The organism is Silvimonas terrae, assembly GCF_014202765.1.
Classification (GTDB): domain Bacteria; phylum Pseudomonadota; class Gammaproteobacteria; order Burkholderiales; family Chitinibacteraceae; genus Silvimonas; species Silvimonas terrae.
In genome coordinates this window covers 34,975-56,756 of the sequence record NZ_JACHHN010000010.1, presented here as the reverse complement: position 1 = coordinate 56,756, position 21,782 = coordinate 34,975, and the positions used below count along the sequence as shown (strand labels likewise).

The 21,782-nt window shown below is 60.6% G+C and carries 18 protein-coding genes and 1 tRNA gene; 9 read left to right on the top strand and 10 right to left on the bottom strand.

Annotated features, from left to right (window positions below; genetic code table 11):
- Positions 1–13: 13 nt before the first annotated feature.
- Both HNQ50_RS19420 and HNQ50_RS19415 read right to left on the bottom strand, forming a co-directional pair.
- Positions 14–175 carry a hypothetical protein gene (locus HNQ50_RS19420; RefSeq protein WP_184102883.1) on the bottom strand — a complete coding sequence of 54 codons (162 nt, stop codon included), beginning with the start codon at positions 173–175 and terminating at the stop codon, positions 14–16.
- Between the two features lie 229 nt (positions 176–404).
- On the bottom strand, positions 405–1,478 hold the full coding sequence (locus HNQ50_RS19415; protein WP_184102882.1) for a citrate synthase/methylcitrate synthase: 1,074 nt from the start codon (positions 1,476–1,478) through the stop codon (positions 405–407).
- Between the two features lie 90 nt (positions 1,479–1,568).
- Between HNQ50_RS19415 and HNQ50_RS19410 the strand changes: the two genes are divergently transcribed.
- Positions 1,569–2,744 (top strand): citrate synthase family protein, encoded by a 1,176-nt coding sequence (locus tag HNQ50_RS19410; protein ID WP_184102881.1) that lies wholly within the window; start codon positions 1,569–1,571, stop codon positions 2,742–2,744.
- Here HNQ50_RS19410 and HNQ50_RS19405 read toward each other — a convergent pair.
- On the bottom strand, positions 2,729–3,313 hold the full coding sequence (locus HNQ50_RS19405; protein WP_184102880.1) for a YajG family lipoprotein: 585 nt from the start codon (positions 3,311–3,313) through the stop codon (positions 2,729–2,731). The genes HNQ50_RS19410 and HNQ50_RS19405 overlap by 16 nt on opposite strands.
- A 58-nt stretch (positions 3,314–3,371) precedes the next feature.
- Entirely contained in the window at positions 3,372–4,313 is a 942-nt protein-coding gene (locus HNQ50_RS19400; protein ID WP_184102879.1) for a hypothetical protein, read from the bottom strand.
- 344 nt (positions 4,314–4,657) lie between these two features.
- Between HNQ50_RS19400 and HNQ50_RS19395 the strand changes: the two genes are divergently transcribed.
- Complete coding sequence (locus HNQ50_RS19395; protein WP_184102878.1) at positions 4,658–5,197, top strand: hypothetical protein; 540 nt, start codon at positions 4,658–4,660, stop codon at positions 5,195–5,197.
- Between the two features lie 19 nt (positions 5,198–5,216).
- Here HNQ50_RS19395 and HNQ50_RS19390 read toward each other — a convergent pair whose 3' ends face one another.
- From HNQ50_RS19390 to HNQ50_RS19380, 3 genes are all read right to left on the bottom strand, one after another.
- The gene (locus tag HNQ50_RS19390; protein WP_184102877.1) at positions 5,217–6,551 is read right to left on the bottom strand and encodes a sensor domain-containing protein; all 1,335 of its coding nucleotides are present in this window, start codon (positions 6,549–6,551) and stop codon (positions 5,217–5,219) included.
- Positions 6,552–6,643: 92 nt separating this feature from the next.
- Positions 6,644–7,309, bottom strand: a complete 666-nt coding sequence (locus HNQ50_RS19385) for a response regulator transcription factor (protein ID WP_184102876.1) — start codon at positions 7,307–7,309, stop codon at positions 6,644–6,646.
- Positions 7,310–7,572: 263 nt separating this feature from the next.
- Positions 7,573–8,529 (bottom strand): Ca2+-dependent phosphoinositide-specific phospholipase C, encoded by a 957-nt coding sequence (locus tag HNQ50_RS19380; RefSeq protein ID WP_184102875.1) that lies wholly within the window; start codon positions 8,527–8,529, stop codon positions 7,573–7,575.
- A gap of 292 nt (positions 8,530–8,821) precedes the next feature.
- On the opposite strand from HNQ50_RS19380, the gene dctP reads away from it, so the two are divergent.
- The 5 genes from dctP to HNQ50_RS19355 all read left to right on the top strand — a co-directional run bounded on the left by dctP (position 8,822) and on the right by HNQ50_RS19355 (position 18,135).
- Positions 8,822–9,790 (top strand): TRAP transporter substrate-binding protein DctP, encoded by a 969-nt coding sequence (dctP, locus tag HNQ50_RS19375; RefSeq protein ID WP_184102874.1) that lies wholly within the window; start codon positions 8,822–8,824, stop codon positions 9,788–9,790.
- A 179-nt stretch (positions 9,791–9,969) separates the two neighbouring features.
- Complete coding sequence (locus tag HNQ50_RS19370; RefSeq protein WP_221303271.1) at positions 9,970–11,112, top strand: response regulator; 1,143 nt, start codon at positions 9,970–9,972, stop codon at positions 11,110–11,112.
- A 16-nt stretch (positions 11,113–11,128) separates the two neighbouring features.
- On the top strand, positions 11,129–15,511 hold the full coding sequence (locus HNQ50_RS19365) for a response regulator (protein ID WP_184102872.1): 4,383 nt from the start codon (positions 11,129–11,131) through the stop codon (positions 15,509–15,511).
- A 132-nt stretch (positions 15,512–15,643) separates the two neighbouring features.
- The gene (locus HNQ50_RS19360; protein WP_184102871.1) at positions 15,644–15,976 is read left to right on the top strand and encodes a DUF2946 family protein; all 333 of its coding nucleotides are present in this window, start codon (positions 15,644–15,646) and stop codon (positions 15,974–15,976) included.
- A gap of 83 nt (positions 15,977–16,059) precedes the next feature.
- The gene (locus HNQ50_RS19355) at positions 16,060–18,135 is read left to right on the top strand and encodes a TonB-dependent copper receptor (RefSeq protein ID WP_184102870.1); all 2,076 of its coding nucleotides are present in this window, start codon (positions 16,060–16,062) and stop codon (positions 18,133–18,135) included.
- 114 nt (positions 18,136–18,249) lie between these two features.
- Here the strand turns inward: HNQ50_RS19355 and HNQ50_RS19350 are convergent.
- Positions 18,250–18,325, bottom strand: a tRNA-Lys gene (locus tag HNQ50_RS19350).
- Positions 18,326–18,411: 86 nt separating this feature from the next.
- Positions 18,412–19,338, bottom strand: a complete 927-nt coding sequence (locus tag HNQ50_RS19345) for a LysR family transcriptional regulator (RefSeq protein ID WP_184102869.1) — start codon at positions 19,336–19,338, stop codon at positions 18,412–18,414.
- A gap of 142 nt (positions 19,339–19,480) precedes the next feature.
- On the opposite strand from HNQ50_RS19345, the gene HNQ50_RS19340 reads away from it, so the two are divergent.
- Complete coding sequence (locus HNQ50_RS19340; protein WP_184102868.1) at positions 19,481–20,494, top strand: zinc-binding alcohol dehydrogenase family protein; 1,014 nt, start codon at positions 19,481–19,483, stop codon at positions 20,492–20,494.
- A gap of 85 nt (positions 20,495–20,579) precedes the next feature.
- Entirely contained in the window at positions 20,580–21,368 is a 789-nt protein-coding gene (locus tag HNQ50_RS19335; protein ID WP_373282242.1) for an SDR family NAD(P)-dependent oxidoreductase, read from the top strand.
- A 14-nt stretch (positions 21,369–21,382) separates the two neighbouring features.
- Here the strand turns inward: HNQ50_RS19335 and HNQ50_RS19330 are convergent, their stop codons facing one another.
- On the bottom strand, positions 21,383–21,583 hold the full coding sequence (locus HNQ50_RS19330; protein WP_184102866.1) for a hypothetical protein: 201 nt from the start codon (positions 21,581–21,583) through the stop codon (positions 21,383–21,385).
- Between the last annotated feature and the right edge of the window lie 199 nt (positions 21,584–21,782).

The window sequence follows — 21,782 nt, the reverse complement described above, 5'->3', positions numbered from 1 at the left end:
TGTTTTTGGACCCTCAGCCCACTTTGCCCTGGGGCGCTGGCGCAGGGGCTGGCTGGGGGCCGGGCCATTGTGGATCATCCCGATGCCGGGCCAGTTGCAGCGTGTGCAGCGGTGGTGGCATCAGCGCCTGCCATGCCGCCGCCGTCAGCACCATCGCCAGTAAACCGGCGCCCATATATCGCCTCATCCTCATTATGATTATCTCCAGGTCGTTACGGGCTGATGCCCTGCCGTCAGCCTGGTTGGCCTGAAACAAGACGGCAAACATGACGGACTGGCGGCAAGAATCAGGCTGCAACCGGCGCCGGCCACATGCCAATGTACTTAACACAGTAGGGTGGATTCGGAGCAACGCGACAATCCACCGGTGCCGGGGCGGATTGTCACTGCGTTCCGAATCCACCCTACAGCACTTTATCGGGTTGGTAAGCCTGCGGCCAGGGCCCGATGTACTCAGACGCTGGTCGTAGCAGGCGCCCGGTTTGCTGTTGCTCGCACGCATGGGCAATCCACCCTGCCGTGCGCGCAGCGGCAAAGACCGGCGTGAACCCGGCGCGGGGGATGTCCAGCGCCTCCAGCAACAGTGCGGTATAGAACTCCGTGTTGATATCCAGCCGGCGACCAGGCTTGTGGCGAGCCAGTGCCTTGAGCCCGGCTTGTTCCACCGCTTCAGCCAGCGCAATGCGCCCGCCATGCAAGGTGCCCACGGCCGCCTTGAGGACGTCAGCGCGCGGATCACGGACCCGATAAATCCGGTGGCCAAAACCCATCAGGCGCTCGCCACGGGCAATGGCCGCATCGACCCACGCCTCTGCGGCGGGCGCAGTACCAATGGCGTCGAGCATGTCCAGCACCGGGCCCGGTGCGCCACCATGCAACGGCCCTTTGAGCGCACCCAGCGCCGCCACCACGGCAGAAGCCAGCCCTGCCCCGGTAGACGCCACCACGCGGGCAGTAAAGGTGGATGCATTCAGGCCGTGGTCCACCGCCGCGACCAGATAGATTTCAAACGCCCGCACTTCGGCCGTATTGCCAGGGCGGCCACGCAGCATGCGGAGCAGGTCTGCGGCATGCCCCAGGCCCGGCTCCGGCGCCAGCGCAGCTTGCCCTTGCGCCTGGCGGATAGCCGCCGCCATCGCCACCCCGGCCGATCCCAGCAATGCGGTGGCCTCTGCCGGTTGATCCGGCACTGTAGCCAGCAAAAAGCGCATGCCTTCGATGGCGCTCATGCCCTCCAGATACGGTAACAGCGGGGCAAAACGGGCCCATGCCGCAATACGGGCCTGGGCCAATGCCGCAGGCAGGTCGTGCGGGTAGCTCACAAGCCCTTGCCAGAGCAGTGCCACGACCTCTTCAAATGACCAGCTTCTCGCCAGTTGTTCCAGCTCGTACCCGCGCAGGATCAAACGGCCTCTTTCGCCATCAACGTGGCTTAACCGCGTTTGGGCCGCGATCACGCCATCCAGTCCGGTCGTCATGTGGTTTCTCCAGGGGTCAGTACAGACATGGACAGCGTATCAATACATTGATTTAATAAAAATATTGAAACACTAAATCAACCTATATTCATGTCCGCGCCACCCGCAGGTCATCTTGATGCCACCAGCGCTGCCCAACGTCTGGGCGTCAGCCTGCCTACGCTCTACGCCTATGTCAGCCGGGGCCTGATCCGGCATGCCGGGCCAGCGGACGATCCCCGTGCGCGCTGGTATGTCGAGAGTGATGTCAACGCGTATCTGGCCCGCAAACAACGCCAGCGCCGCCCGCGCGAGGCCGCACGGCATGTGCTCGATTGGGGCTTGCCGGTGCTGCAAACCGCCATCACGCGCATTGACCAGCAGGTGCTGCAGTATCGCAACCAGAATGCGATCACCCTGGCCGGGTATGCCACGCTGGAAGATGTCGCGGCGTTACTTTGGGATGGCGCTGGCCTGGATTGGGAGCTCTCCCTCCCCCATCCCCGGCTGCCAACCGGGCTGCCTCCGCTGCAACGGGCCACCGTGGCATTGGCACTCAGCCCGGTTGGCGTCCCCCATGACGCGCCGGTGGCGCAGCAACAGGCCGAGGGTATCGCGCTGATGCATACGCTGTGCGCCGCTTTGGGCGGCAAGCCGGGTCTGCCGTTTCATCGGGCGCTGGCGCAGGGCTGGCGTCGGGAAGAGGCGGCCGATCTGCTGCGGCGCGCGCTGGTCCTTTGCGCAGATCATGAACTCAATGCCTCCACCTTTGCCGTGCGGGTAGCCGCCTCTACGGGTGCCAGTCTGGCGGCTTGCCTGCAAGCGGGTCTGGCCACGTTGAGCGGGCCACGCCACGGCGGGTTAACGCAACTGGTCGGGCAGATTCTGGCGGCCTTGCTCAAGATGCCGGATGCCGATCCGGTCGCCACCTGGCTTGCCCGTGGCCATGCCTTGCCGCCGGGTTTGTTTGGACATCCGCTCTACCCGGATGGCGATCCGCGGGCCCAGCATTTGCTGGCGCAGATCAACAGTGATGCTGCGTTCAGGCAGGTGATCGCGCAAACCCAGGCGCACTGCGGTGAACATCCCTCGCTAGACTTGGCACTGGTCGCCCTGGTACGCAGTCTGCGCTTGCCACTGGATCATGCCTTGCGGCTGTTTGCCATGGGCCGCGCCGCCGGCTGGATTGCCCACGCGCTGGAGCAACGCGCCACCGGCCAGTTGATCCGGCCGCGCGCCGAGTTTACGTCTGCGATCGGATCAACCGGGGCTCAGGCACCCGCCTGACAGTTGTGATCCAGAAAGCCGTCCGCCTGATCCAGCAGATTCTTCAACGCCACGTTGAAGCCGGAATTGGCATCAGACTCTGAGTTGGCCCAGTTCACGCTGACATCCGTACCGCGCAAGGTGGTTTGCGCGCGCACTTTGCCATCGGGGTCTTGCACTTGCAGCTTGAGCACAATATTGGCCACGCGCGAAGTGGTCACCGTGTCGAAATAGGCCTTGCGTAACTGCACCTGCAAGCGGCTTGTGCCTGCGGTCTCGGTAGTGGAAAGCTGATAGCGGGTTTGCGGCAAACTCATAAATCCGGACTGCACCCAGCCACTCAGGTCTTCCGCATGGATATTGTCCGAGCGTAAAAAACCGCCCAGGTTTTCCCCCGCCGGACGCGTGTCCTGAACGGGGGTCAGAATCATGGGGCAATGCCGCGCCACCACCGTTGCGCGCGCTGTATCGGCAGCGTCACGGCTATCGTGCGAGACCGGCGCGGGCTGATATTTGGCATGCAAGGTCACAGGTTCAGTAGAAACACAGCCGGCCAGCCCCAGGGCCAGCACTGCACACAGCTTTTTCACGATCAAACTCCGAAAAAAAGCCCCGGCGCAAAACCGGGGCGTGTTTACCAGGCCCGTCTTAGTTGGCGGCCGTTGTCGCCGGGGCAGCGGCAGTGCTGGTGGCCATGTCGGTGGTTTTGGACAGAATGGTGACGTGGCCGGTCTTGTCACGGGTGGCGTTCAGTTTGTGGCCTTGCAGTACCACGGTGAACTGACCATCAGCTGGTGCAACGGTCTTGCTGTTGGCCGCAATGAAATCCTGGGCCAGTTGAGCGGCAATCACGTTGGCGCCATCCGTCAGCGCCTGTTTGGCCAGCCTGGCATCGGCATTGCCCCACACGGCCAGCGCAGCGGCCGGTTCCTTATAGGTGTCCGGCAGGGATTCGCGGTAAGTGATGATGTCGCGATACAGCGAGTTGAGCTGGTTCAGATGCAGCGCGGTTTTGTCATCAAGCTTGGTTGTCCCTTTATACAAATCACGTTGCAGCGTCTTGAGCTGGTCATTATTGGGATAAGCATTGGCAATACCCGTCACCACCATGGTTTGACCATCTGCCGACAATTCATAGAAAAACGCGATCGTGGTAAAGATGTCCCGTTTGGAATCAGCCAGTACCTTTTCCAGTTGCTTGTTATCGCCCGTAGTAATCAACTGGACGTTCTTTTCTGCAATCCAGGAGATATTGCCGGTTTCACGCTTGACCGCATCCATGGCGGTGTCGTTGAAGCTGAAATCCAGCAAAGAGTTACGCAGGTTAGCCACCGTGGTTTCCGCTGTATCAGTCCGGCTGTTGTTCACGGCTGTATCGATCAGCGCAAACAGCAAGCCCCCGCCCGCCGCCGCAGTCAGGTTGGACTGGTTGATCGCCAGCTTGATTTCCTTTTGCGGCACGATCACGTTGATGTCAGAGTTTTTGACTTTCTCTACCGCAGCAGCAGGCATGGGCTTGAAACCCGGTTGGGTGGCACAGCCGGCCAGCAGCGTGGCAGCAACAAGGGTGGACATTGCAAGGTAACGCATGGGGACTCTCAAATGGGCGGAATTGGAAGACAAAAGCTTACATAGACACAACTCGCATCAGATTTTGCTGATATGCAATGTATCTCGCATCTTTCCTGGCGTAACGGCGTTTTTCTGTTGTCATTAGACGACAACGGCTTTCCTCCTGGCTACACCTCTTGTAATCAGTTGCTGTCAGCCGCTGGCTGGTCTGCTCCCGATCTTTGCCACCACAGATGAGTCGGCAGGCTGCGGGCTTTGCCGGTCCCATTGCAAAACAACGGGTTCATCAATACGATCTGCGTCAATTCAGCGAAAGACAGGCGCGCACTTTGCCACGGACCCCGCTTCTTGCCCTCCCCGCTATGCGCAGCAACCGTGTCACCGCTTTTTCTGCGGCGGTACTGACCAATATTCTGTGTTTGTGGCTGCTGCAATATGGTGTGCGGATGCCCGCCAGGCAGCCTTTGCCGGTGCGGGAAACGCAGGTTGAGTTGATCCCGCTGCCCCAACCCGCCCACCGCCCCGAAGCCTCGGCGCAGCCCGCCACCATCCGCACCTTGCCGCATCCCCAGGTTCAACCGTCGGCCATCACTGCGAATTCACCCACATTGCGCACGGATACGCCCACGCCGGTGGCATCAGCCCCGGCGCACAAACTGGATATGGAAGCCCTGCGCAACGGTGCACGGCAGGTGGGTGATCAGGGGAAAAATGAGGCTGATTCAGCCATCAGGCTGAATCTCCAACCCATACAGGCCGCCGCGCCCAGTGCCTTGAGTCAGGAGATGTCCAAAGCGCAACGCAGCGGCTGTGGCAGCGCATATGCAGATATGGGTTTATTGGCGCCACTGGCGTTGCTGCACGACGCCGCCACCGGCAAAGGGTGTAGCTGGCAGCAGTAAGAGAAAAGAGTGGGTCTGCTTAGCGGGTCACGGCGCAACCACCGCCGCGCTTGCACTGATACATGGCCCCATCGGCATGCTTGAGCAGCTGGCGGGCGTCCAGGCCGTGCTCCGGGTAGAGCGCGACGCCAATGCTCACGCGCAGCGGGTGCACGTGGCCTTCAATCAGCACAGGCTGGCTGACCGCAAAGGCGATTTTCTGCACGGTTTCTTCCAGGCTGCGCGGCTCAAAGTTTTCCAGCAACACCACAAACTCATCGCCCGACAAGCGCGCCACTGTGTCGGCCCGGCGCACGCATTTTTGCAGTCGCCGCGCTACTTCCTGCAATAGACCGTCGCCTGCGGCGTGCCCCCACAGATCGTTCACCATCTTGAACTTGTCCAGATCAAGGTACAGCAGCGCCAGCACCCGGCCATCCCGCTGGGCACGGGCAATGGCCATTTCCAGCCGGTCTCCCAGCAGGGCACGGTTGGGCAGCCCGGTCAGGTCGTCATACTGCGCCTGCCGTTGCAGGCGCATCTGCATTTCCTTGTGCTCGATGGCCATGCTGATCTGGGTAGAGATGAACTGCAGCACCTCTTCCTCATCATCATCAAATGCGGTGCCGTCTGTTCGCATGACCGCCAGCACGCCCAGCGCCCCTTTGTTACTCAGCAGCGGCACGCCCAGCCACGCCAGCGGCAAGCCGGCCATGTCAGCGGCCAGCGGGGCGGTCGGGGAGAGATTATCCAGCCGCAGCGCAGCGCGGTTATCGTAAACCTGATTGAACAATTGCCCCAGCGAACGTGGGCGTGGGGCCATGATGCGGCGCGCGCCTTCCATATACCAAGGGTAGATTAGTGCGCCGGTTTGTTCGTCCCGCAGCGCCAGGGCAAAGTTGTCTGCCGGCACCAGCGGTCGCACGATGTGGTAGATGGTGCGATAGAGCGCCTGTGCGTCTTCTGCCACCTGCGCCGCTTCAGAAATGGCATAGACCGCGGCCTGTATGGCTTCAGTCCGCTTGCGCCGGGTGACGTCCCGCGCGACGGCAATCCGCAACTGATCGGTATCTGACCAGCGGGCGGACCACATGATATGGACCAGCCGGCCATCTTTGCGCACGTAGCGGTTCTCAAACCCCACACGCTCTTTGCCGCTCATGACTTCGCGGGCTTCTTCCAGCGTGCGCGCCCGATCCTCCGGCGCCACCATATCGATCATCAGCCGCCCGATCATTTCGTCCGGCGTGTAGCCAAAGATCCGTTCACAGGCGGCGCTGGCATACACAAAGCGCCCGGACTGGTCCACCGCACACACGGCGTCCAGTAGCAGGTCGGCAAAGCCAGTAATCTGGGGCAGATTTTCCGTCTTCATACCCACAGAATACGACAGCCTTTGCCGCCGCTCTATAGTTGACCGGTCTGTCGCTTATTTTGCTACACCTGACCGGCCAGTTGTGCCGTTGGTCAGTGCCGGGTCACAAAGCGGTAACCATTGCCGCGTACCGTCTCGATCGCTTCTGCGCCCAGTTTCTTGCGCAGGCTATGCACCAGCGTTTCAATGGTGCTTTCCGCCACGGGGTTATCCTGGCCGTATACCGCCGCACGAATCTGCCGCCGGCTGCACACCACGGAGGGGTCGGCCAGCAACAAGAACAACAGGGCGGATTCCCGCTGGGACAAGGCCAGTTCCGTGCCGCCCAGAAACACCCGACGGTGGTCGTGATCGACATCCAGCTTGCCGCCCTCAATATCCAGATGATGCTGCACCACTGCCCGGCGCAACAGCGCGCGAATGCGGGCGACAAGGTCGGCCGGTACATAAGGCTTGACCACATAAGCATCTGCACCCTGCGCCAGGGCGTTGATCACCGCCGGTGTTTCTGAGCGCTCTGACAGCACCATCACCGGTGTTCCCCACTGTTTCTCACGCAGGTTTTTGATCATGGCCAGCATTTTGTGGTCCGTGCGCAGGCCGAAATCCACAATGACCAGGCGATACGCCGCCGCAGCCAGGCGCTCGAACAAATCCGGGTTTTTCAGGGTGGGTTCCGCCGTCATACCGGCGCTCAACAGGTTGGCCGTCACCGATTCACGTACATCGGCATCGTTGGAAACAAGCAGGATATTCATGGATGCAGTCCTCCAGATAAACCGCCAGCCATCAGGGGCGGCGAGCAGGGGGTTGGCAAGCTTTGCGGGAACATGTTGTCGGCATCCTGATGTCATGGATGTGACGCGGCTAACAAAACAGCGGATAAGCGGCGGCGACGTGACGGACGGCGGGCCAGTGTCAGACAGCACCTGTCAGCCCTCTGCGAAGAAGGACTACAAACCCTTGTTAGCAAAGAAAAAAGCCCCGATTTCCCGGGGCTTTTCTGGCCGCAATTTCAAGCTTAAAACGGGCGGATGCGATAGCCGTTGGCATCCTGGTTGGCGGCAAAATCATAGTAGGCAGACAAGTGCACGTGGCCGGCAATGTGATCCGCAAACGACACGCCATCATCTCCCCAGACGCGCCCGATATGCCCCGCCGCATCGCTATTGACGGCCCAGGATCGGTCACTGCTTTGCATATTGTTCATGGCCACCCAGGCTGAGGCGGTGGCGGACATCCCGCTGACTGTGCCATTCACATCATTCTGCCCATTGGTCACCGGCGAAATGAAGATTTTGGCGTTGCTACCGCGCGCTTCGGCGTATTCAGACAGGCGCTGGTTCTCGGTATGGTTGAGCACCAGAATGATTTTGCCCGCCAGCGCCGTGGCCGTTGGCCAGTTTTTGCCAGCAAGATCGGTCTGCAAGGCGCCGGTACTGCCAATCTGGTTTTTCAGGTCTGCCGGCGTGAACAGCGCACTGCCGAAGGTATTGCTGACCAGCTCATCCAGATCAGCCGGGGTGCGTTGTGAACTGGCTTTGGACCAGCCCTGTTTTTTATCCAGCACCACAATAATGGGGAAATGCGCGGCGTTGGCATCGCTCCAGGCTTTGATGTCGTTCAGACAGGCCTGCAGATCATTCTTGCCGGTGCCGTCGCCCGTGCAGTTGTTGTCATTGCCAGACTGGAACAGCGTGCCGGCGTCATGCCGCACAAACCAGTGTTTGGCCGAGCCGCCGCTCACTGCGTCTTGCTGATCCCAGAAATCCACCTCTACCGTGCGGACACTGTTGAACACGGACGTGAACGTCGGGGCGTACTGCTTCTGGTAGCAGTTGTGGCACGCCACCTGGGCAATGCGGTCAAGCGGGGTGTTCCACACCGTGGGCGCAATAAACGGCACGCTGAAGTCACTGGCCATCGCCGGCGCCGCCAGCATTCCCGCCAGCAGGGCGGCAAGGTAGTTCAGTTTCATATCCGCTACTCCATCTGTTTTGAGAAGCACCCACGGGCCTGAGTCCCGGTGGATGGCAGGCGGAGCATGCCGGCGTTTCATGAAGGAAAACGACACCGTTTCATGAAGTTATTGTGCGATCCGGATGAAAACCCGTTGTCGCGTTTGGGCCACAGGCAATGCCTGATTGTTTGGCATTGGTCATGCCTTGGCGTAATCGCGCGGCCGGGGTCACGCAATTGTCATATCCTGGGCGCGGTGCATACCAATGACTCTGCCCGCCCCACCAGAAAAACAGTCGAGGAGAAGGTCGATGTGGCAATTTCCCGCAATACTGACAACCCTGATATTTGCTTTATGCAGCGCCATCACGCCGGCGCAAGCCTTGCGCGCCTGGTCCGCCCACCCGGCCGACAGTGCGTCATCCCGCGCGTTGCAGGCCTTTGCCGATACCGTGCGTGATGCCAGCGCCGGCCGCATTGCCATCACCACCTATAACAACAGCGAACTGGGCGATCAGCCGCAAGCCATCCAGAAACTGGCTCAGGGTGATATCGATTTTGCGGTATTCAACCTGGGGCCGTTGTCGGGCGTGGTGCCGCAGGCACGGCTGTTGACCCTGCCCTTTGTGTTTCATGATTCAGAACACATGTTCCGCAAGCTCGATGAAGGCCTGGGGAACCGCATTGCCAGCAGCTTGCTGGACAAGGGTTTCAAAGTGCTGGGCTGGTATGACGGCGGCTCACGCTCGTTCTATTGCATGAATCATGTGGTGCGTTATCCATCAGACTTTGCCGGCCTGCGGGTGCGGGTGCAGGATTCGCCCGTGTACAACGACATGGTGCGGCAACTGGGCGCCACGCCGGTGATCGTGCCTTTCAACGACATCAGCAAAGCGTTCCAGGACGGGCGCATTGATTGCGCAGAGAACAACCTGCCGTCTTATGTGGAAACCGGCAACTACAAATATGCGCGCAACGTGTTGCTGACCAACCATATCGTCACCCCCGAGGTCCTGGTGGTCTCGCGCAAATATTGGCAAACCCTCACGCCTGCCGATCAGGCCATGCTGCAAAGTCTGGGTACGCAATCGGGCGCGGTCATGCGGACACTCTGGAAGCAGCAACTGGGCAATGCCGAAACCACACTGCACAAAGCCGGGATTCAGCCGGTCCCCGTCAAAGACCCTGGGGTTTTTGTGGCCCGCATGATCCAGGTCTACGCCAGCGCCTTGCAGGGCTCGGACGAGTTCAACCAGGTACTGCCCGCCATGATGAAGTGATCACCCGCCCCCACTGCGCCGTCTGGTTTGCGGCGGCGTGGTGGTGGTTTTGCCCCTGCGCAGCGCGTGCTTTCCCTCTTCTTCTGGTTATCTGTGCCCCAAAGTAGCGGCTTGTCGGCGGATTTCGTATAACAAGGTGATCCCAACCCCAATTCGGGGAACGTATGGCACCAACGACCATGCATAACGCCGCGACCATCCTGATCGTGGACGACACCCCGGAAAACCTGGTGCTGATGAGTAACCTGCTGCGGGATACCTATCATCTCAAGGTCGCCAACAGCGGGGCCAAAGCCCTGGCGCTGGTGCGCGGCAGCACCACCCTGCCCGATCTGATCTTGCTGGACATCATGATGCCCGGCCTGTCTGGTTACGATGTCGCGCGGGATTTGAAGGCCAACCCGCAGACTGCGCGTATCCCGATCATCTTTCTGACCGCCATGTCATCGAACGAAGATGAAACGCGCGGCTTTGAACTGGGTGCGGTGGATTACATCACCAAGCCCATCAGCCCGCCGGTGGTGCTGGCGCGTATCGACACCCATCTTAAACTCAAGGCTGCGGCGGATTTTCTGCGGGACAAGAATGACTACCTGGAGCAGGAAGTTGCCCGGCGTACGCAAGAAGTGGCCGCCATTCAGGATGTGACTATCCTGGCCATGGCATCACTGGCGGAAACCCGCGACAACGAAACCGGCAACCATATCCGCCGCACACAAAACTACGTCAAGGTGCTGGCCGAGCACCTGAAAAACCATCCGCGCTTTGGGTATTTCCTGACCGATCACACCATTGATCTGCTGTTCAAGTCGGCCCCGCTGCATGACATTGGAAAAATCGGTATCCCGGACCGGATCTTGCTCAAACCCGGCCGGTTTACGCCGGAAGAGTTCGAAATCATGAAAGCGCATACCACGCTGGGCCGGGACGCCATCCAGCATGCCGAAGACCAGTTGGGCATGGATATCGATTTTCTGCACTTTGCCAAAGAGATTGCCTACGGCCACCAGGAAAAATGGGATGGTTCGGGCTATCCGGAAGGTTTGGCGGGGGATGCCATTCCCATCTCCGCCCGGCTGATGGCCGTCGCTGATGTCTACGATGCCCTGGTCAGTCGGCGGGTCTACAAAGCCCCCATGGCCCATGAAGATGCGGTGGCGTTCATCAAGAACGGGCGCGGCAGTCATTTTGACCCGGACATCTGTGACGCATTTCTGGCCTGCCAGGCCCGTTTTCAGACCATTGCCGCGCAATACGTAGATACCGACGCGGACCTGGTCAAAGAAGCCACGGCCTTGCAGTTCATCGCAGACGAACCTTGAGCGGCCGGTCCAGGCGATGACCTCTATCCTGCATTGGCTGGAGCGGCTGCCGCTTCGCCACAAGCTGATTATCGGCTTTGCCGGTCTGCTGATTTTGCCGCTCATTCTGGGCGCACAAAGCCTGCGCACCCAGCAATCACTCATTGAGGTTTTCCAGCGTTTATATCGCCAGGAGTTAACCGGCATTGCCCAGGTCAAGGAAACCCAACTTGAACTGACCCGCGTCACCGCCGCCTACCGCAAAGCCATCCATACCCCATACGCCGGGGAACGGGATCAGGCAGTCGATCAGCTGGATATTGCCAATGTGCGCCTGAACCGGGCGGTAGAGCTCTTGCGTCCGACGGTCTACCGGGACGAGAACATCAAGCGGCTGGACCAGTTCGAGACCTTGCGCGCCAGAATGACCCGAGTGGGCGACCAGGCATTAAGCCTGGCCCGCCAGGGACACGATGCCGAAGCCCTTGCGTTGATGGACAGCGGCTGGTTTGACGGCATGGCCACCCAGGCCGATCAGGTACTTGATGGCATAGCCCAGGTCAAAGCCACCGGGCTGCGCGATACCGCCATCTCGATCACCGCCCTGGCCGGGCGCAATCGCGCGCAAACCTATGCGCTGCTGTTGGGCGGTGCTGCGTTGGCCCTGCTGCTGGCCTGGCTGGTCAGCCGGTCCATCCGCCATCCCATCAGCCGGGTACGTGAAGCGGTCGATCAATTGACCGCCGGCGACCTGGACCAGGTGATTCCACACACCGACTTTGCCAATGAAACCGGCGATCTGGCGCGCGCCATCAGACAATTGCAGCAAGAGTCGCGCTTGCTGGAAACGCAGCGCTGGGTCAAATCGCAGGAAACCCAACTCCAGGCCAGCTTGCAGCAAGCCCCCTCCATCGAGGCGCTGGCCAGCACTTTTCTGGAGCAAATCGGGCCGTTGCTGCGTATTGGTCAGGGCACGCTGTACCGGTTTGACGAAGACGAACAGTTGCTGCATTTCAGCGGTAGCTACGCCCAACACGCCGCACCCGCACAAACCATCCGGCCTGGTGACGGCCTGCTGGGGCAGTGTGCGCAATCCAGACAGATCGTGACGTTGCTGGACGTCCCCGCCGGGTTCTGGAATATCCAGTCCACCCTGGGCGAGGTCACGCCCTTGCTGTTGACGGCCTACCCCATCTTGCTGGGCGAGCGGCTGATGGGGGTGCTGGAACTGGCCTGGTTATCCGCGCCGGGCCAGGCGCCGCAGGCCCTGCTGGAAGAAGTGTTGCCCAAGCTGGCCATGACCATGGAAATCACGGGCAGAAACACCGCCTTGCAGCAGCTGTTTGAACAAACCCGGCAGCAGGCCGGGGCGCTGGAAACCCAGGCGGTGCTGCTGGAACGCCAGGCGCTGGAACTCAACGCCCAGCATGCCTCGCTCAAAGCGACCGAAGCCTGGTTCAGAACCATTATTGAAGCCGCACCAGATGGCATGCTGGTGATCGACGCCCAAGGATTGATCACGCTGACCAACCCCAGGCTGGATCAACTGTTTGGCTACACGGCCGGAGAGCTGACCGGGCAGTCGGTGGATATCCTGGTGCCCGGCGGCATGCGCCAGGCGCATGGCGCGTTGCGGGACGATTTTATCGAACACGGCACGACCCGCCAGATGGGCGGCAACGACAACAACCACCTGCGCGGCCTGCGCAAGGATGGCAGCGAATTCTTCATTGAAGTGGGGCTGGCCCGATTACCTCTGCTGGAAGGCCAGGGCGTCTGCGTGTGCGCCTCAGTCCGGGATATCTCGGAACGACGCGCCATGCTCGCCGCCCTGGAAGACCGCGAACAACAAGTGCGAGCGGTGCTGGAAAACAGTCCGGTGGCCGTCGCCATTGAAGATGACCAGCGCCAGCTGTTGTATGCCAACCGTGAGCTGGAAATCCTGTTTGGCGTGCCGCAGGCCGAGTTGCACTCCCCGGAAAGCCGGGCCAGACACTGGCCAGACCCGGCCGCGTTTGAGCGCTTTCTGGAGGCCAACGAGGAGGGCGACGTCTTCAATTTTGAGATTCCGCTACAGCGTAGCGACGGCTCACGGGTCGACGTGCTGCTCTCTTCCATCCACCTGACCTTTGCCAACCGCGCGCTGATGGTGAAATGGTTCTTTGACATCACAGATCGCAAGCAAGCCGAAGCGGCGGTGCAGCATGCACGTGAACTGGCCGAAGAAGCCACGCGTGCCAAGAGTGATTTTCTGGCCAATATGAGCCACGAAATCCGCACGCCCATGAACGCCATCATTGGCATGAGCCATCTGGCCTTGCGCACCCAACTGGATAAAAAACAGCGCAACTACATCGAAAAAGTGCACCGCTCGGCCGAGAACCTGTTGGGTATCATCAATGACATTCTGGATTTTTCCAAAGTCGAAGCCGGCAAGATGACCATCGAGCACGTGCCTTTCCGGCTGGAAGACGTGCTGGAAAGTTTTGCCAACATGATCGGCTTGCGTGCCGAAGACAAAGGGCTGGAACTCTTGTTCCGGACCGCCCCGGATTTGCCCACCGCGTTGATTGGCGATCCGTTGCGCCTGGGGCAGGTGCTGATCAACCTGGGCAATAACGCCGTCAAATTTACCAACCACGGCGAAATTGTGGTCGGCATTGACCTCCTTGAGGACGAAGCCGACGCCATTACCCTGCACTTTCAGGTCCAGGACAGCGGCATTGGCATGACGCCCGAGCAATGCCTGCATGTCTTTGAATCATTTAGCCAGGCCGACAGTTCGATCACCCGTAAATACGGCGGTACGGGCTTGGGGCTGGCCATCTCCAAACGCCTGGTGGAACTGATGGCCGGGACCATCTGGGTGGAAAGCGTCGCCGGGCAAGGCTCGGTCTTTCATTTTCACGCCCGCTTTGGCCGTCAGCACAACGTGCTGCCGCGCCGCATGTTCAAGGCCGACGAACTCCTCGGCATGCGGGCGTTGGTGGTCGATGACAACGCCAGCGCGCGGGAAATCCTCTCTGGTATGGCACGTACCTTCAATCTGGAAGTCGACGTGGCGGAAAGTGGGCCGGTGGCGCTGGCGCATATCCAGGCTGCGGAGCAAAAAGAACTGCCTTACGACCTGGTACTGATGGACTGGCGGATGCCGGGTATGGATGGCATCCAGACCGTTCAACTTATCCAGCAACGCCATACCCGCCAGCCGCCTGCGGTGATCATGGTGACCGCCTTTGGCCGGGACGAAGCGCTGGATGAGGCCGCCAGATGCGCCGTTCACCTGCAATCCGTGCTGACCAAACCCGTGACGCCCTCTACCCTGCTGGAAGCCATTGGCGAGGTGCTCGGCAAAGGCGGGCTGACCGAAACGCGCGCCGCCGAACGTGGAGACCTGACCGGCAGCCACATGGCCGCCCTGGCGGGTGCCCATTTACTGCTGGCAGAAGACAATGAACTGAACCAGGAACTGGCGCGTGAACTACTGGAAAGCGCCGGCATCGCCCTGACGGTGGTGGGTGATGGTCAGCAGGTGCTGGACCGGCTGGATGCCGGAGAGGGGTTTGACGGCGTATTGATGGATTGCCAGATGCCCGTCATGGACGGCTACACCGCCACGGCGCAAATCCGCCAGCGGCCAGGCCTTGCAGACTTGCCCATTATTGCCATGACCGCCAACGCCATGGCCGGTGATCGGGAAAAAGCCCTGGCCGCCGGCATGAACGACCATATTTCCAAACCACTCAATGTCGAAGGCATGTTTGCGACGCTGGCAAAGTGGGTCCACCCGCGCCCGGGCGCAGCCCAAGTGCAACCCGCAGCAGCCGCCTGTGAGGAAACCACAGACCTTGTGCTCCCCGGCATTGATCACCACGCCGGCCTGAAAACCTGCATGGGCAAACGCGCGCTGTATCTGCGCCTGCTGGGCAAGTTCAGCCAGAGTTACCGTGATTTTGCCGTGGTCTTTGCCAGCGCCCGCCAAAGTCCGGACCCTCAGGCCGCCCAACGCTATGCCCATTCCCTGCGCGGCACTGCCGGCAATATCGGCGCCCAAGCGCTGGCCCGCCTGGCCGGTGAACTGGAGAGTGCCTGTGAACAACAACGCCCCGCCGACGAGATCGAGATCATCCGTACCCGCGTTGCAGACGAATTGGCGCTTGTCCTCGCCGGGCTGACCTCGCTGGACACGGCAGAGCCGCAACCCGCCGACGCACCAGCGCAGGATGCCGAGCGCTTGCTGGCGGAACTCCGGCAGTTGCTCATCGACAGTGATCCGGGCGCGCTGGAAACCGTCAGCCAGTTGCTGCCCCTGTACGCCGGCCGTGCGCATGCACCGCTCCTGCGCCAGGCCGCGCGCGCCATAGAAGATTTTGATTTCGACAAAGCGCTGGCGTTGCTGGATACCGTGCAGCCTGATTGATCCCAAGGCTGAACCCGCCGCCATAAAGATGAGGCGCATGGCGCACTGCGGCCACCATCGGTGGCACATGCCGGTGTGATATATTCCGCAGTCATGAAAAAGTGGCTGGGGACTCGATTTGTTGCACTCGCGATGCTGGTCGCGATGTTCAACTTCGCCCTGCCCTCGGCGCACATGGCCATGCTCAGCGCGCAAACCAACGCGCTGGTGTTGTGCAGTGGCTCTGGTATCCAGCTGGTCGTCACACATGGTGATGACCAATCAGATACCCCGGTCTCGCAACTGGTCTTCCAGTCTTGTCCGCTGTGTGCGCATGGGGTCACTGCCAGCCTGCCCTTGCTGGTGTTGCCGGCCCTGCAGCAACTGGCCTTTACGCCAGTTCAAGCCGGCATTGCTGTTACCACACCTCCCCTGCTTGCCCAACCCCGCCTGCGCCCGCCCGGCCGGGGGCCGCCACTGGCCTGATCTGTTCCGCTGCGTTTACCTGAACACCGATCAATTTCGCGTGCCGCCTGCGCCTGCGCGCGGCTCGCCCATGGCGATTCAAAATGACAAAACAATCCCCGGCCGCCCTGCGGCTATCTGTGTTGACGACCGCACTCGTCACCGTTTTCTCCGCATCAACCCGTGCTGACGACGCCGTCACAGCGCCCCCCTCCCAAATCATTGACCTGGGTTCCGTGGTGGTCACCGGTGTGCGCGATAGCTCGCCGCTGACCATCGTCACCGACCCCAAAGCACCGCGCCAACCCGTGCCGGCCAGCGATGGCGCCGACATCCTCAAAACCATCCCCGGCTTCTCTGCCGTACGTAACGGAGGCAGCAATGGCGATCCGGTATTGCGTGGCATGTTCGGCTCCCGCCTCAACATCCTTACCGACGGCACCACCATGCTGGGTGCCTGCCCGGCGCGGATGGATGCCCCGACCTCGTACATCAGCCCATCCAGCTTTGACACGCTGACCGTGATCAAAGGCCCGGAAAGCGTGATCTGGGGACCGGGCTCCTCCGCCGGCACGGTCATGTTTGACCGTGACACCCAACGCTTTGATACAGCGGGCGTGCGGCTGGACGGCGCGGTGCAAGGCGGCTCCTGGGGTCGTAACGATATCAATATCGATGCCACCACCGGTACGCCGGATGGCTATGTGCGCTTTACCGGCAATCACGGACACGAAGGGGATTACGAAGACGGCGCTGGCCACGATGTGCCCTCGGCCTGGAACAAATGGGCGACGGACGCCGCCCTGGGCTGGACACCCGATGACCAGACCCGGCTGGAGCTCAACGTGGGTACCGGTAATGGGGATGCCCGCTATGCCGGCCGCAGTATGGATGGCGTGCAATTCAAGCGTGAAAGCGCCAACCTGAAGTTTGAGCGCACGAATATCAGCGACGTGGTCAGCAAGGTACAGGCACAGGTGTACTACAACTACGCCGATCACCTGATGGATAACTACAGCCTGCGCACGCCCGACCCGATGAGCAGTATGCCCATGCCCATGGCTGCCGAAGTGGACCGCCGCACCGTGGGCGGCCGCGTTGCAGCCACGCTGGACATCGCTACCGACATCAGCGTGATTACCGGCCTGGATGGATCCAGCAACGCGCATCGGTCCCGCTCTGCCTCTGGCGAAGGTGCGTACGCCAGCATGCCGTGGATCAAAGATGCCGACATGAGCACCCTTGGCGGGTTTGCCCAGCTGACCTGGAAGCCGCAGAGCGGCAGCCGCGTGATGACCGGCCTGCGGCTGGATCACGCGATCGCAACCGACCGGCGAGCCACCACCGGCATGATGAGCATGGCCAATCCCACCCTCAACGACACCCGCGCCGAGAACTTGCCCTCCGGCTTTGCCCGGTATGAGCATGATCTGGTAGACGCGCCCGCCACCGTATTCATCGGGCTGGGGCATGTCGAACGCTTCCCGGACTATTGGGAACTGTTTTCTCCGGATAGCGGCCCTGCGAGCACGACCAACGCCTTTACCGGCGTCAAACCGGAAAAAACCACCCAGCTTGATCTGGGTGCGCAATACAAGGACCAGAACCTGAAAGCCTGGGTGTCGGCCTATGCCGGCTATGTACAGGACTACATCCTCTTTCTGTACAGCAGCGGCGGCATGATGGGCTCCACCTCGCAAGCGCTCAACATCAATGCCCGCATTGCCGGTGGCGAGGCCGGCGTGACCTGGCGCTTTGTTCAAAACTGGCAACTGGACGTGTCCACCGCCTATGCCTGGGGCCAGAACCAGAGCATGAACCAGCCTCTGGCGCAGATGCCCCCGCTGGACACCCGCCTCGCCCTGGCCTGGGAGCACGACCAGTGGTCAGCCGGCGCCCTCTGGCGGCTTGTTACCGCCCAGAACCGGGTAGCAGAGAACGAGGGCAATGTCGTCGGCAAAGACTTTGGCACCACCGGCGGCTTTGGCGTGCTCTCGCTCAACGGTGGTTACGCGGTGGGCAAACACGTGCAACTGACCGCCGGGGTCGATAACCTCCTGAACAAGACCTATGCCGAACACCTGAACCTGGCGGGTGATGCCGGCTTTGGTTATTCCGGCGATTCACCGGTCAATGAACCGGGCCGGACGTTCTGGGCCAGGCTGGCGTTCAAGTACTAGGCAAGGCCTGACTTGCCCAATAAAAAGCCCCGCTTGGCGGGGCTTTTTATTGGGCCGGCATAAGCCCAAAAGCAAACAGGCCACCCCGAAGGGCAGCCTGTTTGCTTGTATCTTTGGTGGGTCGTGCGGGATTCGAACCTGCGACCAACGGATTAAAAGTCCGCTGCTCTACCAGCTGAGCTAACGACCCAAAGAGCGGCGCATTTTGCCGAAAGGTTGCGGGTCCGTCAAGCCTTTTGACGCAGATTTTTTTCCATGCTGGTTGGCTTATCGCCGTCAAACCCAGCCCTGGCGCGGGTTGGCGGGTGCTAGGTAGTGTTTGAAGCAGTCCTGCAAATGTTCACGCAGGGCGGTCACAGTGGGGGAAAGTTGCAGGCGATGGGCGCAGATCAGATAGAACGGCGCGGCTTCGGTTTCGTACTGCGGCAACAGGGGGACAAGGCGGCCAGCACGCAGATCGGGCAATACGTCCAGCGTGGATTTATAGGCAATGCCGTTACCCGCCAGCACCCAGCGGCGGACGATTTCGCCATCGTCGCTGACGCGGTTGCCGTGTACGTTGACGGTATGGTCCGCCTCTCCCTGGGCAAAGCGCCAGCGTTCATGCGTGACTTCGCCCAGGACAAAACGCAGGCAGTTGTGCTGGCGTAGCTGCGCCGGGCTTTGGGGAAGACCGTAGCGGGCCAGATAGTCGGGCGCGGCGACCACAATCCGGCGATTGTCTGGCACCAGGGGCAGCGCCACCAGGCTGGAATCATCCAGCAGGCCGTAACGCAGGGCGATGTCCACGGGCTGCCGGTACAGGTCTGCCAGGCGGTCGCTGATGCGGATTTGCAGGTTCACGGCCGGGTGCTGTTGCTGGAAGACATCCAGCCAGCCCAGCAGCGCACTGCGCCCTAAATCGGATGGCATGGAAATGCTGAGCGTGCCAGAGATACGTTGTTTGTCCTGGTGAATGGCTTCCCGGCCACTGGCCAGTGCGTCCAGCGCGCTGCGGGCGTGAGTCAGGTAGCGCTCGCCATCGCTGGTTAACCGCAGGCTGCGGGTGGAGCGCACAAACAGGCGGGATTGCAGCGTGGCTTCCAGCCGTTTAAGCGCGGCGCTGGCCACGGCGGGGGTCAGGTCCAGTTCCCGCGCGGCGGCGGAGAAACTGCCGGTTTCTGCGGCCCGCACAAACACCTGTAAATCTTCAAATCTGACCATGCCGAATCCATTACAAATCTGGTTATTTTCAATAATAAATTGAAACTGAATCTGGCGGCGGCCTGTTTTTCCAGGCGGGTGAGAGGTGCAAGATGCGATGCATTGCCTACAACACCAACTGACCTCTTCAAGGAGAAACATCATGAAAGCCGTGGGTTACTACAAGAACCAGCCGATTACCGCTGCCGACGCACTGGTTGATCTGACGCTGCCTGATCCGCAACCCGGAGAACACGATTTACTGGTGGAGGTCAAAGCGGTTTCGGTGAACCCGGTGGATGTCAAAATTCGCGCTGGCGTGAGCCCGGCCGAGGGTGCCCCCAAGGTGATCGGCTGGGATGCAGCCGGCGTGGTGCGTGCCGTGGGCAGCAAGGTGTCGCTGTTCAAGCCGGGAGACCGGGTATGGTATGCCGGTTCTTTGACCCGCCCGGGCACGAACAGCGAGTTGCATCTGGTTGATGAACGTATTGTCGGCCCCATGCCGGCGACACTGGATTTTGCCGAGGCCGCCGCCTTGCCGCTGACGGCCATCACCGCGTGGGAGTTGCTGTTTGATCGGCTGCAGGTGCTGGATAACGCGGCCCCCTCTGGTCAGACACTGCTGGTTATCGGCTCGGCTGGCGGAGTGGGTTCCATCCTGGTGCAACTGGCAAGGCAATTGACCGGCCTGACCATCATTGGCACGGCATCCCGCCCGGAAACCCAAAAGTGGGTGCTGGGGCTGGGAGCGCATGCGGTGATCGACCATAGCAAGCCGCTGTCAGAAGAGCTCAAACGCATCGGCGTAGGCCAGGTGGACTATGTCGCCGGCCTGAATCAGACCGATGTGCACTTTAAAGAGATCGTGGAATCTTTGGTGCCTCAGGGCAAGTTGGCGCTGATTGATGATCCGGATGCGCTGGATGTGCGTGCGCTCAAGCGCAAGAGTATTTCGCTGCACTGGGAGTTCATGTTTACCCGCTCCATGTTTGGTACGGACGACATGATCAAGCAGCATGCTTTGCTGGCCCAGGTGGCCAGGTTGATTGATGCCGGTACGCTGCGAACCACGGTGGCAGAGCACTTTGGCACGATTAACGCCGCCAATCTGAAAAAGGCCCACGCACTGCTTGAAAGTAATACCTCACGCGGAAAGATTGTTTTGGCAGGCTTCTGATTGCGTCAGGGCGGGGCTGCTCGCCCCGATCATGTCCTGATCGTTGATTCCATCTGATTGTTCTTCCGGAGAATGGTTTATGCGTATTGATCTGACAGGTAAAACCGCACTGGTCACAGGTTCTTCATCCGGCATTGGTCTGGCCATCGCCCAGGGTCTGGCTGCGGCTGGTGCCAATGTCATCTTGCACGGCCGCGATGAGGGCAAGCTGGAGAAGGTACGCACACAACTGGCCGCCGCACACCCGCTGGCGCAGTTTCCGGTGGTGGCCTCAGACCTGGGCACCGCTGCGGGTGCCGAGGCCGTGATCAAGGCGCATCCGGAGGTAGATATCCTGATCAACAACGCCGGTATTTTTGAACCCCGCGAGTTTGCGGATATTGACGATGCCCGCTGGGAAACCATGCTGGACGTCAATGTCATGAGCGGTGTGCGGCTGTCACGCCATTATCTGCCCCGCATGCTCAAGGCCAACTGGGGACGGATTGTGTTTATCTCCAGCGAATCGGCCCTCAATATCCCGGCAGAAATGATTCACTACGGCGTGAGCAAAACCGCGCAACTGGCACTGTCACGCGGCCTGGCACAACTGACCGCAGGCAGCGCAGTCACGGTTAACGCCGTGCTGCCAGGCCCTACCCGCTCTGATGGTGTGGGTGACTTTTTTGGCAAGATCGCGCAGGAACAAGGCATATCGCAGGAACAGGTGGAGCAGGACTTCATCAAGACCCACCGCCCGACCTCGCTGATCAAGCGCCTTGCCAAGGTTGAGGAAGTCGCCAATATGGTGGTGTATGTCAGCTCGCCACAGGCCTCAGCCACCAATGGCGCAGCCTTGCGCGTAGATGGTGGCGTGGTGAACTTTATTGCCTGAGTGATCTGGCCGAACTACTTTTTGCCATGATCCTGCGGGTCTGCTTCCAGCGGTAAGGGCAGTGTGTACACATCAGGCATGGGAACTGGCTTGGGGCCGGTGCCCATGCCGTCCGGGGTGTTTGCGGACGCGCGTTTTTTCTCTTGCAACAGACGCCAGATGCGCACGTGAGATGCGCGGTGGTGGGCAATACGAGCCATGCTGGATTTGGTCACGATAGCTTTTTCACCGTAAAAGAACGCAATACACACAATATTGCGATCATACCCGCGAACCGCACACGGCATCGTAACGGTCTTGCACTGTGACGGCTAAAGCGTGTTTATCGAATGCCAATACCGGCGCCAGACGCCAAGGCCAGTCCGGCCTCACGGCACACCCATTCCCATTGGCGCATCACCCGCCGTACAGACC

What these genes read in the sequence shown, in the direction of transcription:
- HNQ50_RS19360 (WP_184102871.1), top strand. Translation starts at nt 15,644, where the DNA reads ATGCTGGTCGCGATGTTCAACTTCGCCCTGCCCTCGGCGCACATGGCC.
- HNQ50_RS19385 (WP_184102876.1), bottom strand. Translation starts at nt 7,309, where the DNA reads ATGAATATCCTGCTTGTTTCCAACGATGCCGATGTACGTGAATCGGTG.
- HNQ50_RS19340 (WP_184102868.1), top strand. Translation starts at nt 19,481, where the DNA reads ATGAAAGCCGTGGGTTACTACAAGAACCAGCCGATTACCGCTGCCGAC.
- HNQ50_RS19380 (WP_184102875.1), bottom strand. Translation starts at nt 8,529, where the DNA reads ATGAAACTGAACTACCTTGCCGCCCTGCTGGCGGGAATGCTGGCGGCG.
- HNQ50_RS19370 (WP_221303271.1), top strand. Translation starts at nt 9,970, where the DNA reads ATGCATAACGCCGCGACCATCCTGATCGTGGACGACACCCCGGAAAAC.
- HNQ50_RS19420 (WP_184102883.1), bottom strand. Translation starts at nt 175, where the DNA reads ATGGGCGCCGGTTTACTGGCGATGGTGCTGACGGCGGCGGCATGGCAG.
- HNQ50_RS19390 (WP_184102877.1), bottom strand. Translation starts at nt 6,551, where the DNA reads ATGAAGACGGAAAATCTGCCCCAGATTACTGGCTTTGCCGACCTGCTA.
- HNQ50_RS19415 (WP_184102882.1), bottom strand. Translation starts at nt 1,478, where the DNA reads ATGACGACCGGACTGGATGGCGTGATCGCGGCCCAAACGCGGTTAAGC.
- HNQ50_RS19365 (WP_184102872.1), top strand. Translation starts at nt 11,129, where the DNA reads ATGACCTCTATCCTGCATTGGCTGGAGCGGCTGCCGCTTCGCCACAAG.
- HNQ50_RS19395 (WP_184102878.1), top strand. Translation starts at nt 4,658, where the DNA reads ATGCGCAGCAACCGTGTCACCGCTTTTTCTGCGGCGGTACTGACCAAT.
- HNQ50_RS19355 (WP_184102870.1), top strand. Translation starts at nt 16,060, where the DNA reads ATGACAAAACAATCCCCGGCCGCCCTGCGGCTATCTGTGTTGACGACC.
- HNQ50_RS19400 (WP_184102879.1), bottom strand. Translation starts at nt 4,313, where the DNA reads ATGCGTTACCTTGCAATGTCCACCCTTGTTGCTGCCACGCTGCTGGCC.
- dctP (WP_184102874.1), top strand. Translation starts at nt 8,822, where the DNA reads ATGTGGCAATTTCCCGCAATACTGACAACCCTGATATTTGCTTTATGC.
- HNQ50_RS19345 (WP_184102869.1), bottom strand. Translation starts at nt 19,338, where the DNA reads ATGGTCAGATTTGAAGATTTACAGGTGTTTGTGCGGGCCGCAGAAACC.
- HNQ50_RS19410 (WP_184102881.1), top strand. Translation starts at nt 1,569, where the DNA reads ATGTCCGCGCCACCCGCAGGTCATCTTGATGCCACCAGCGCTGCCCAA.